The 12,233-nt window shown below is 29.1% G+C and carries 9 protein-coding genes and 1 tRNA gene; 5 read left to right on the top strand and 5 right to left on the bottom strand.

The window, feature by feature from the left end; all coding sequences use genetic code 11:
• Nucleotides 1-551: 551 nt before the first annotated feature.
• The 3 genes from H6553_04130 (at nucleotide 552) to H6553_04140 (ending at nucleotide 5,764) form a co-directional block, all read left to right on the top strand.
• Nucleotides 552-2,936 carry a TonB-dependent receptor gene (locus H6553_04130; GenBank protein ID MCB9033005.1) on the top strand — a complete coding sequence of 795 codons (2,385 nt, stop codon included), beginning with the start codon at nucleotides 552-554 and terminating at the stop codon, nucleotides 2,934-2,936.
• Between the two features lie 732 nt (nucleotides 2,937-3,668).
• Nucleotides 3,669-5,120, top strand: a complete 1,452-nt coding sequence (locus tag H6553_04135) for a hypothetical protein (GenBank protein ID MCB9033006.1) — start codon at nucleotides 3,669-3,671, stop codon at nucleotides 5,118-5,120.
• A complete protein-coding gene (locus H6553_04140) occupies nucleotides 5,117-5,764 on the top strand; it encodes a hypothetical protein (GenBank protein MCB9033007.1) in 648 nt (215 codons plus the stop codon). The genes H6553_04135 and H6553_04140 overlap by 4 nt, the downstream gene beginning before the upstream one ends.
• Nucleotides 5,765-6,293: 529 nt before the next feature.
• Here the strand turns inward: H6553_04140 and H6553_04145 are convergent.
• The 4 genes from H6553_04145 to H6553_04160 form a co-directional block, all read right to left on the bottom strand.
• A tRNA-Ala gene (locus H6553_04145) sits at nucleotides 6,294-6,367 on the bottom strand.
• A 156-nt stretch (nucleotides 6,368-6,523) separates the two neighbouring features.
• Nucleotides 6,524-6,985 carry a hypothetical protein gene (locus H6553_04150; GenBank protein MCB9033008.1) on the bottom strand — a complete coding sequence of 154 codons (462 nt, stop codon included), beginning with the start codon at nucleotides 6,983-6,985 and terminating at the stop codon, nucleotides 6,524-6,526.
• A gap of 5 nt (nucleotides 6,986-6,990) precedes the next feature.
• Nucleotides 6,991-7,818 carry a mechanosensitive ion channel gene (locus H6553_04155; GenBank protein MCB9033009.1) on the bottom strand — a complete coding sequence of 276 codons (828 nt, stop codon included), beginning with the start codon at nucleotides 7,816-7,818 and terminating at the stop codon, nucleotides 6,991-6,993.
• Between the two features lie 8 nt (nucleotides 7,819-7,826).
• Nucleotides 7,827-9,107 (bottom strand): ABC transporter permease, encoded by a 1,281-nt coding sequence (locus tag H6553_04160; GenBank protein MCB9033010.1) that lies wholly within the window; start codon nucleotides 9,105-9,107, stop codon nucleotides 7,827-7,829.
• A gap of 33 nt (nucleotides 9,108-9,140) precedes the next feature.
• Between H6553_04160 and H6553_04165 the strand changes: the two genes are divergently transcribed.
• A complete protein-coding gene (locus H6553_04165; GenBank protein ID MCB9033011.1) occupies nucleotides 9,141-10,403 on the top strand; it encodes a DUF1343 domain-containing protein in 1,263 nt (420 codons plus the stop codon).
• 21 nt (nucleotides 10,404-10,424) lie between these two features.
• Nucleotides 10,425-10,973 carry a hypothetical protein gene (locus H6553_04170; protein ID MCB9033012.1) on the top strand — a complete coding sequence of 183 codons (549 nt, stop codon included), beginning with the start codon at nucleotides 10,425-10,427 and terminating at the stop codon, nucleotides 10,971-10,973.
• Nucleotides 10,974-11,163: 190 nt separating this feature from the next.
• Here the strand turns inward: H6553_04170 and H6553_04175 are convergent, their stop codons facing one another.
• Nucleotides 11,164-12,039, bottom strand: a complete 876-nt coding sequence (locus tag H6553_04175) for a hypothetical protein (GenBank protein MCB9033013.1) — start codon at nucleotides 12,037-12,039, stop codon at nucleotides 11,164-11,166.
• Nucleotides 12,040-12,233 lie beyond the last annotated feature (194 nt).

A 12,233-nucleotide genomic window follows, 5' to 3' on the forward strand; every position in this document is an offset into this window, starting at 1 on the left:
TAACATAAAAGTTTTTTCCAGTGTAGTCAGAAGTTTTCTTCTAGTATTTTGGGGAGTAATCTTAAATCAGTAATAAAATGGCAGTGGTAAGTTTAATTAAATGCTACTTCAAATCTCAAATACATTCCAAATTACTCACATATCATGCTAAAAATAATAGCTTGTTTGGTATGCTAATATGTAAAACATAGAAGCAAACAATGCATAATTGTTAAATTATCTTAATATATTGCTATAAAACAACCTATTTTAACAGTCATTAATAATTTTTTCTGCAAAAATCAAACAATACTTAAAATCTAAATATAGTTTTGAAGCGTAAAGTTTATTTTATACTAAATAGCATTCAAAATAGCTTCATCCTTTTGTATTTTTTGAATGACTTCTGCGTTAAAAAACTCGCCATAGCTTTTGGCTATGACTGCGTTTTTTGCCTTGAATTCAATAAAAAAATAATCAAAATTTATTTTGCTATTCTGAACACTAATTAGTATTAATCAATAAAAAATTGTTCAATGAAATTAAAAATATTTCTAATGTGTTGCTTTTTCATGGCAACAAAAATTTATGCCAATACCATTTCAGGCACTATTTTAGATGAAAATAATCAAGCAGTTGCTTATGCTAATATAGCAGTCTACAATACTAGCGACAGTGTTTATGTTAATGGAACGATTAGTGACAGTATAGGACAGTTTGAAATTACCAATCTACCAACAGGAAGCTATTTTGTAGAAATTGTTTTTCTAGGATATCAAACAGATACTATTTCTAATATTTTAATAAATAATGATAAAGTAATTAATATTGGAAAGTTATATTTAAAACCACAGAGTATTGTTTTAGATGGTGTTCAAATTCTTGCTAGCAGACCAATCATAGAACGACAAGCAGATAAGCTAATTTTTAATGTAGAAAATAGTACTAAGTCATCTGGCGAAAACTTGTTGGATTTAATGCGTTCTGTGCCAAGTGTTACGGTTACAGGCGACGATGAAATTAAAGTCAATGGAAAATCTGGTGTACAAGTAATGGTTAACGGAAAAGTAGAACAGCTAAACGGAGAACAACTCAATAATTTGCTAAAATCAATCCAAAGTTCTAATGTAAAAAAGATAGAAGTGAGTAGCAATGCTTCTGCAAAATTTGATGCCAATGCAAAAGGTGGTGTTATTAATATTGTGCTAAAAGAAAGCATGAAAAGTGGTGTGCTTGGTTCGGTATATACTACTTATAATCAAAATAAATATTCAAGTATTTATACTGGATTTAACTTAAGTGTCAATTTTAAAAAGAATACCATTAACACCAATTACAACTATGGTTATAACAAAGGTTTCTTTAAAAGAGTATTCGACAGAAATTTTAATATTGATGATGTTATACAACTCATAGAAGAAGATGGAGCAGCAGTGAGTCGAAATAATAATCATTATTTAAATACAAATTATAGATATTCAATAAACGACAAACAATATTTTGGTTTAGGTGTGGAGTTGTTTGCAATGAAAAATCCAAATGATGGTAATTCTACATTGCTCACTTATAATGATAAAACAACTGGATTTATTAATGAAATTCAGAAAACAGATAATACTTTAAATAATAAAATTATTAATCCATCAGTAAATGCCAATTATAAAGCAACGCTAGATTCATTAGGAAGTAGCATTGGTTTTAGTTACGATTACACTTATTTTAACTCAGAATCGTTTAGCAATTTAGTAACCAACTACTACGATAATCAATACAATCAAATTGCAGATGTTTACGACTTTTATCAAACGAGTCCGTATTTGGTTAATTTACATACTTATAAATTAGATTATAATAAGTATTTAAAGAATGAAAATTCATTAGAGTTTGGTATCAAGTTTACTTGGACAAAAATTAATAACGATATACAATTTTATAATTTGGTAGAAAACAATTATCAACAAGATACTACAAAATCTAACGAGTTTAGATATACCGAAAACATCAATGCAGCTTACGGAATTTGGAATAAATCTTGGAAAAATAATTGGAGTACCAATGTTGGTTTAAGAGTAGAACAAACCAATACCAATCAATATTCTATTACGCTAAATCAAAAGAAACAAAGGCACTATGTCGATTTCTTTCCAAGCGTGTTTGTCAACAAAACAATTAAAGAAAATAATAATTTAAACTTAAGTTATACTAGAAAAATTCAACGACCAAACTTCAACGATTTAAATCCATTTGAGTTTTACATGAGTCCATATTCTATTTGGTCAGGCAATGCAGACTTGAAACCACAGTTAATAGATGTAGTAGAATTTACTTATACTTTAAAAAAATATTATTCTTTTTTTGTAGGATATGAGCATGTTAAAAACAACTATACGCATTTAGCATATCAAAACGATTCTACTAAAATTACTACTTACAAAGCAACAAATTTTAATGTTAGAAACAATTTAAACATTGGCGTTAACATCAACAAAGAATTATTTAAATGGTGGACGATGTCGTTTTCGGCAACCTATACTTTCTTTAAATACAACACTGTAATTAGTGGTGCAGACTTTAATGTAAGTTCCAATAAAGGCGTATTTTCACTCGACAACACTTTTAAGTTACCTAAAAACTTTCAAATTAATGTTTTTGGATTTTATGCTACGCCATTCCTTGACGCAACAGATATGATGAAATCAGATGGTATGGTTAATGTGTCTATTACTAAACTTTTGCTAGATAAAAAACTAAGTATTAAACTATCAGGATTTGATATTTTTCATACCAAGAACTTCTCTTTTGATACCAACTTTTTCAATGTAAACTCTGTTACTAGAAATACATTTAGTTCGTCAGCAGTAGCATTGTCTATTTCTTATAATTTCCAAAAAGGAAAACAGTTTCAAAATACAAGAGTAAACAAAAGCAACCAAGAAGAGAAAAATAGAATACAGTAATCTGCAATATAGAAATTTAAACGACTTAAAGTAATATATTTCATCAGTTATAGATAAATAAATATATAATTATAAAATATTAGTATGATAGGTATCTTATTATCTTTAATTAATAATTAATAATAGTTGTTATACCATTACTTGTTAATAAATAGTCCAATATAACACAAAAACTGCGTAGCAGTTTAACCTCATTAGAAAAAAGTAAAGCAACATGAAAATGCCGTGTAGCGGCATAACCTTTTATAGTTAGTTTTTGGACTAATTTGTATTAGCAATGGTATTATTTTTAACCCAAATTATGCATTAGATACTTTTTATACCATAAGTTGTACACATGGCTACTCAACTAGAAGTATGAAATACTTCTAGTTCTAATACGAATTAGTGTTCAGAAAAGCTAAATAATGCAAAAGAACAAAGTTATTTTGAATGCTAATTAGTATAAATAGGAAGTGCGTAGTACTTCAACTTTATTAGCAGTAGCTTTTAAGTAGTAAAGTGTGGCGTAGCTACGCAACCTTTTTAAAACAAAATGAACCTATTTTTTCTAAAGTGTAATTTGGGTTATACGGCAACAATCCAAACTATGAGTACGACGAAATAGGACAACTAATAAAAGACGAAAAAGAACAAATAGACAGTATAAAATGGACAGTCTACGGAAAAATTGCTAAGATTTATTTTGCACCATCAGCAAATAAACATAACTTAGAGTTTAGGTACGATGCCATGGGTAATAGAATAGCCAAAATATACAAAAACAAACTAACCATAGATCCTACAACAGGTTATGCAGTAGACGACAGTACTTACAAAGTAACTTGGTACTGGCGAGACGCACAAGGCAACATACTAGCCACCGAAACCGAGCGAGAGCCACAAAACTTGTGTTATACAGGTATGCCAACAGAAACACAGTGCCAAACCAAACCAGCCAACGAAATAGAATATGTAATCTATGGAAGTAGTAGACTAGGAGTTTATCACGATAGTTTAAACTACAGCATACCAATACTATCACCATTTGGGCAGTATGTACGCCAAAAAACACTAAGACAGTACGAGCTAAGCAACCACCTAGGCAATGTAATGACAACACTAAGCGATGTAAAATACTACGAAGGCAACAGCTACAAAAGCCACATACTTACCACACAAGACTACTATCCATTTGGAATGCAACTAGTAGGCAGAACCTATGATGCCTGCGAAGACCAAAACGCACCAAGCCACCTCATAGCCCAACGCAACACCTACCTTTTTGGATTTAATGGTGCTGAAAAGGTAAATGAAATCAAAGGTCAAGGAAACTCCTATGACTTCGGTGCCAGAATCTATGACTCTAGGTTAGGCAGATTTTTAAGTATTGATCCATTGTATAAGAATTTTCCATCAGAAAGTAATTACTCTTATGCAGGAAATAGCCCTTTACTATACATAGATGAGGAAGGTGCAAAGAAAACATTATATATTTATATAAAAGATTATTCTGGAAGTGTCACAAAAATGGAATTAATAGATAATAAAGATGTAAGGCTTAAGGTTTATAATTCTTACTACGGAGGAGCGGGGTTATATTCAGCGGATGTAGAACAAGATTTGTTTATAGATTTTTCAGATTTATCAGTTTCTCTTTCCAAAGAGAGATTCTCCAAAAGTGATATTAGTTGGTTAGGACAAAAGTTTAAGAATCTAAATCTAACAGATGAAGATGGAGTACAGCCTTTTGGGTATAATATATATGCATCTGGCGGGGTTCCATCAGCATCTTTTGATGCAATGAAAGGTAAAGCAGATGTAGTGGAGTCATTTAATTTATCAGAAATGCTTATTCCTTCAAATTCAGAAGGTTTAATTAAAGTTATGAAGAGAGCATTTAAAGGAGATTTAGTAGAAGGTATGGAGGATATTGTGAAAATTTTTGATAAAAGTGTAAACTTTGGAGGTAAACTATCTAAACTATCAGAAAATATAAAAAAGAAAATGGACGTAAATACAGTTGAAGAAGTTAGTCGTGAAAAAATTGAGGACTTAGATGATGGTTCATTTGTAGATAAAGTAAAATATTCAGACGGAAGTACTAAAAAAGATACTTTTAAGATTGAAGAAAAAAATGAAAAATTTACACGATACAAATCAACAGATCCATCAAAGACAAAACCAACTCAAAAGAAACCATGAGATTACTATTTATTATGTTGCTGTTACTAATTTTCTGTTCTTGTCAACAGAAAAAAAAAGTGGTATATTATAATAATGGAGATGTTTATACGGAATATTTATTAAAGAACGGAAAAAAGAATGGTATTTTAAAAAAGTATTATAAAGGGAATAAAATTTGGTGTATATTAAATTATAAAGATGATATTTTAAATGGATGGGCTACTTATTATGACAGCTCTTTATCTCTGATTACTAGAGAGATGTATTATTATAATGATAAAATATATACAAATATAGAAAGAAATGAGACAGGAAAGTGTAAAAACTACTATATTAGACCATTAATTATAGATATCAGAGACACTATTACTGTTAGGAATACAGATTCACTATTAGTTTTGTTGCCAACAAAACTAAATTGTAAGCTTCAAAAATTAAATATTTATATTAGAGAAAAAGATTGTAATGAGAGACCAATAGAGGTACATGTATATAATATTAAATCTTATAATTATATATATTTCCCTAAAGAAGTTTTTCCTATAGGACAACTAAGATGTATTACTTTGCAAATGCAAATACCTGACTCTAATTTTGTATGCTGTCCTAATTTTGATTTTGCTTCTGCAATCACACAAAAGTATATTAAAATTGTACCATAATGTGTATACACACTGTCGTAAGTTTAGTGTAGCGTAACTTGTGGTAAGTAAATTTAATAGCAATGTCCAAGAAGTGTCTACTATAAAAGGTTCGTATATCCGAACCATGGGTAAAAATGAGTTTAAATAGTTTGTTTGTTAAATAATAAATTATATTTTATATTATTTTAAATAAAATAAATATAGGTAATTGTAAAACCAAAAATCAATAATTAGTATCAAATCATCTTTGCAAAATTTTGGAAATATGAGCAAAACTTTGGAATCTCAAACTATGAACTGCTATAAAGTAGATTACCTGTCTCTACCTGTCGGCAGACATGGTGCCAAACAGGTAGACTTCGCTACTTTCATCCGCTCGTAAAGACGCTCTTTTTCTAATAATTACTAGTTTATTTAAACTATTCTAATCCATAACTCAGGTTATTTTTCATTAATCGAAAGCAGATTAATACATTCTATGTGAAAATTATATATAAATAAAATATACATAATTTTAAATAATCATATAATTTATTGATTATCAAAGTGGAGCTAATGGGATTCGAACCCATGACCTCTTGACTGCCAGTCAAGCACTCTAGCCAACTGAGCTATAGCCCCATTTTTTTCAAATATACTAAATAACTTATACTAATTAGCGTTCAGAAGAGCAAAATAAATTCTGAATGCCAATTAGTATTATTGCTATGTTTACTATTGATTGGCAACATGTAGTTTCTTTATTCAAGTACTTTTATACAGAATTTAGTAGCAGAGTTAAGCGTTTTTATTTTTTGTATTTAATACACTTTCTTTTTCTAGTATGTCGTTGAAGTTGTCTACTAATGGTGTAATAATATCATCTATTTTTGATTTTAATATACGATTTGGAATTAATGCAAATAAACTTAAATTAATATCTAAAATTAATGCACATTGACAACCACCTTCTTTGGCTTCCATTCTAACTTCTACTTTTGGATAAAATGGTTTCATAAAACATCTAGAACGCATGAGTTTGTATTCTTCATACGCAATTATTTCGTAGTTGATGTTTAATGGTATATTTAAAAATACTTCTTTTTCTTGATAGGTACTGCCAACCCAACCATCTACTTTATTGGTGAAATAACATTTTTCCATAAACGGAATCCATTCTGGTCTGCGTTCAATGCTCGTTATAAAAGTCCACGCTTCTTCTTTAGTACATTTTACAAAATTGCTATATTCTAAAATCATATTTTTTATTTTAATGCTTCTAGTAATAAAATATTATGCTCTGATAATATTAATCGAACACTTTCTATAATATCACTTTCAATAATATGGTAATGTCTTCTATATTCTTTAGTTTTTATCCAAAAGTATACTTTAATACTATACACATCTGTAGTAATGTGATTGATGACTGCAAAAATTTCATGAACACCATCTTCAAATACATTTGGATTTTTTCTGATGGTATTTAATATTAATGTTTCTGTTTCCTTTGCTTTAATATCTATAGGAAAAGAAAATATAATATCTAATCTATAATAGCCATCTTCGGTATAATTGGCAACTGGTTTATTGATGATTTCAATATTGGGAATATATATATCAATACCTTCAAACGATTTAATTTGTGTAAATCGCAATTCCATGTTTTTTACTTTACCAAAAACATCTCCAATTCTTACAGTATCATCGAGCTTAAAAGGTCTGTTGAAAGACAAAATTACGCCTGCTATAAAATTCTGACCTATATCTTTAAATGCAAAACCTAAAATAACAGCACCAGCACCAGCCGCAGCAAATAAACCACTGGCTACTTTGCCAAATCCTGCGATATTTAGTGCAAATAAAATAAATATTAAAATAATAAATAATTTAATTGCTTGTGCTATAAAGTTGGCAATCAATACATCATTAGAAGATTTGAAAATAGTTTTTCTAAATAAATTAATGAGTCGGTTGGCGACATAAATGCCAATAAATACAATAAGTATAGCTATAATAAACTTTGGCAAAGCTTGACTAAACGATGTTAGACTTTCTTTTAATGATTGCTTTAGTGTTTCTATATAATTCATAGCATTTTTTAATTAAAACGAATGGCATTTAATGGAGATATTTTAGCAACTAATCTTGATGGAATATATAGTACCAACACACAAATTACAAATGCACCTATGTTTATTGCTATAATTTGTATCCAATCAAATGCAATTGGTGCATGTGATACATAATAGTTCTCTTCGTTCAATTTAATAAATCCTGTTTGCTGTTGTAAAAAACACAAACCTAAACCTATAATATTTCCAATTATAATTGCTCTACTTATAATATACATCGATTGGTATAAAAATATTCCTCGTATAACACTGTTTTTAGCACCTAATGCTTTTAATATACCAATCATTTTTGTTCTGTCTAATATTAAAATAATTAATGCGGTTATCATATTTAAAATAGCAACTAGCAACATAATTGCTAAAATAATAATTTCATTTATTTTTTGCAGTTTCAACCATTCAAATATATTCGGATTGATTTGCTGAATGGTTTCACTATACATTGTATTGTCAATAATCGTATAATAAATTTCATCATTAACTTCGTTTATCTTATCTAAATCATTTAATCTAACTTCTACACCACTCATTTGAGTACTGTCCCAATCATTAATTTGTTGTAGCAATCTTAAATCAACAAGACTAAATTTACTATCGTATTCTTCTAAACCAGTTTTGTAGATGCCTACAATTTTTAGTTTTCTTCCAATAGGAGTAGTGCTGTTTTTTCTTAAAAAATAAACAATAACAGCATCGCCAATTTTAAGATTTAAAACATTGGCTTTTTGTTGCGAAATAATAATTTCTTTAGCAAACCTATCTGTCGCATTGTACTGAATTGGTTTTCCATCAACCAAATAATCACTAATAAATTGCCAGTCGAAAGAGCTATCAACACCTTTTAAAATAACGCCGTCTATTTCGTGTTTGGTTTTAAAAATAGCTGCTTTGTTAATGTATGGTGTAACAGATTTAACTGCTGGTATTTTCTTTAGTTGATTAATTTTAATGTCTTTCCAATGAACAGGCGTTTCTTCAAAAGAACTATTATTGTCCATTTTATGAATATGAATTTCGCCCCAAAATCCAAAAATTTTATGTTTAATTTCTGATGTAAAACCATTTACCATGCATGTTGCTACTATCATAATACTCATGCTTAAAGCAATAGCAGTAATTGCAATAATGATGATAAATCTTGAGAAAGATTTCTTTTCTTGCCAAGCTAATTTTTGCGATATAAATCGTTCTACATTCAAGTTTAACAGTTGTTTATAATATGGTTGACTAAAATAGTGATAATGCACTTAATTTCAGCACGAAATTTGTTATATATTGGTATGGTGAAGTTTTTAAGCATATTTGGATTTTTGATGTTGGCTATTGTAGCATGTAAAGCACAAAATAGTAGTGAATCTATTATAGAAACTGTTGATATAAGAAAAAGTCATCATTTTAGTGGTGAAAAGAAACAAGTAGCTATAACTAAAAAAGAAATAGAAGTTGGTGCTTTGCAATTAAGTGAATACTTGCCTTTGCTACAAAATAAAACAGTAGCTTTAGTAGTTAATCAGACTTCGGTAATAAATAGTACACATTTATTAGATACATTGATATCGCTTGGTATAAATGTAAAAAAAGTGTTTGCACCAGAACATGGTTTTCGTGGAACGGCTGATGCTGGTGAACACATTAATAATGGTGTAGATACAAAAACTAATACGCCAATTGTTTCTTTGTATGGCAATAATAAAAAACCTAGTACAGATCAATTAAGTAATGTTGATATCGTTCTTTTTGATATTCAAGATGTTGGTGTACGATTTTATACTTATATTTCAACGCTACAATATGTAATGGAAGCTTGTGCCGAAAATAATAAAGCACTCATTGTGTTAGATAGACCAAATCCGAATGGATATTTTGTTGATGGTCCAGTCTTGGAAAAAACACATCAATCGTTTGTTGGTATGCAACAAATTCCTATTGTTTATGGTATGACTATTGGTGAGTATGCTCAGTTTTTAAATGGAGAAAAGTTATTAGAGAATGGTGTTTTGTGTAACTTAACTGTTATTCCATGTAAAAATTACGACCATAATTCTTTTTATGAGTTGCCTATAAAACCATCGCCAAATTTGCCAAATATGGCAAGTATTTATTTGTATCCGAGTTTGTGTTTTTTTGAAGGCACGACTAATATTAGTTTAGGAAGAGGTACAGATAAACCGTTTCAAATTTATGGCAGTAATGATTTTAGTAAGAATTTGCCTTTTAGTTTTACACCAGTAAGTACTGAAGGTGCTAAATATCCACCACTACAAAATAAACTTTGTTATGGTTATGATTTGTCATCAATTTCAATAGATAGTTTGCAAGAAATGCATATTAATTTAGATTATTTGTTGAATGCCTATCAAATGACGAAAAGCAAAAACAGTTTCTTTAATGACTTTTTTGTGAAATTAGCAGGTACTAACGATTTAAAAAATCAAATTAAAAATGGCAATTCGGCTAATCAAATTAAAGCTACTTGGCAAAATAATATCGACCAATTTAAAGTAATACGAAAAAAATATCTGCTTTATAAAGACTTTGAATAAGTTTTGTTTATTTTTGCAACTATGTTGCAGAAAGGAATAATTATTTTACTAGTATTGATTAGTTCATTATCGGTTAAAGCTCATACATTGATGAATGATGATGACCATCAGGAAGAACAGGAACACGAAACAAAAAATCACAATCATCATAGAAATGAAATTGGTATAGCCAATGCACCAGTATATTTTGTAAAAGAGAAATCGTTTAATTACGGTTTGCATTTGCATTATATTTATAATTTTCCGAATACTATATTTGGTTTAGGATTTGGCTATGAACGCATTTTTGATGAACACAAACACAATACGATTGGACTTGTTGCTTGTGTAAGACCATTTGAACCATGGAGTATTAACTTTTCGCCAGGTATTGCAATGGAAGGTGCAGATAATTTTAAACCAATGTTTGCTTTTCATTTAGAAACTACTTATGAATTTGAAATTAAAAATTTTCATATAGGACCAGTAGCTGAGTTTGCTTACGACAAAGAAGATATTCATTTGAGTCTTGGACTACATATTGGTTTTGGTTTTACTAGAAAAAAGAATTTACATAAACACGAAGAGTAAGTTATAGTAGATATTAGACTTATAGAAACTAGATTATAGATTTTTGCAAATTAAAACTATAATCTTAACTATAAAATATAAAAAAAAAGAGGTGTCGAAATTTCGACACCTCTTTTTGATTTAATTGCTTTTAGTTGACTATGTTTCCAGAAATTAAATCAATATATAATAGAGTTGTGTAGTGTATAGGTTATAAAAGTGAGAATGGAACTGCTACAATTTTATTTTCGTTCATAGCAGGCACCCATAATACTCTTTGTCTTTTATCTACATAAATATCTGATGGACCTGAAATATTGGTAGCGATATTGTTTTTTCTAACTTTTTTTCCATTTCTACGCATAGAAATTATTTCACCATCATCTTCTGTTTTAGTAACCCAATCGGTATAGTAGATTTTACCTTTTGTAACAATACCATCGTTGATGCCACCATTTTTTAATGTTTTATATTTTTTTCTAACTACACCAAATTTACCTACATTTCCTTGTTGGTCATCATCTCCAAAATTAGCAACAAATACTTTTCCTAATGGTCTACGAGAGATACCATTAACACCTGTAAGTTGGTCGTTTTTAAGTTGTATTTCTTTCACTTTACCTTTGTTGTTTATTTTGTAAAAACCATCGTTTAGCGTAGCAGAAACATACATTCCGAATGGTGCTTTAGTGACATCATTTAAGTAAGACGCTCCTTCTTGAGCCAAATTTTCTTCAAATACTTTTTCTTTGGTTTTGATATCGAAGCCAACTACTTTATCGATATCGGCTACATATAAAACACCTCTTTTTACAAACATACCTTTAGGTGAATTTAAACCTGAGATGAATTTTTCTTCTATTACGGTATTGTCTTTTCTAGATAATAAAGTAATGTATCCATCGCCATCTTTTGCTAATGGTTCTAGTTCTTGACCAGTGTTAGACACAAACAAATGTTTTTTGTATGCGATTACACTTTCTGGATGTTGGAAACCTTCGTAAACAGAAGTTTCATTGTTTTGTTTTGCTGAAATTGATGTTAGCATTGTTACAATTGACAGTGCTGTTAAGATCATTTTTTTCATTTTTAATAATTTTAATTGTTTATAAATAATTTGTTTTAATCACTTTGATACTGCAAATTTATAGTGCGTTTGCTTAAGTGCTGTTACACAACTTTAAGATGATTTTATAAGATTTTTATTTTGAAAAACTTTCCCGCAGATTACACGGATACTCGCAGAAATGATATTCATCTAAGTTATGTGTTAGCTATTTA

The sequence above is a fragment of the Chitinophagales bacterium genome, from assembly GCA_020636535.1.
Classification (GTDB): Bacteria; Bacteroidota; Bacteroidia; order Chitinophagales; family JADIYW01; genus JADJSS01.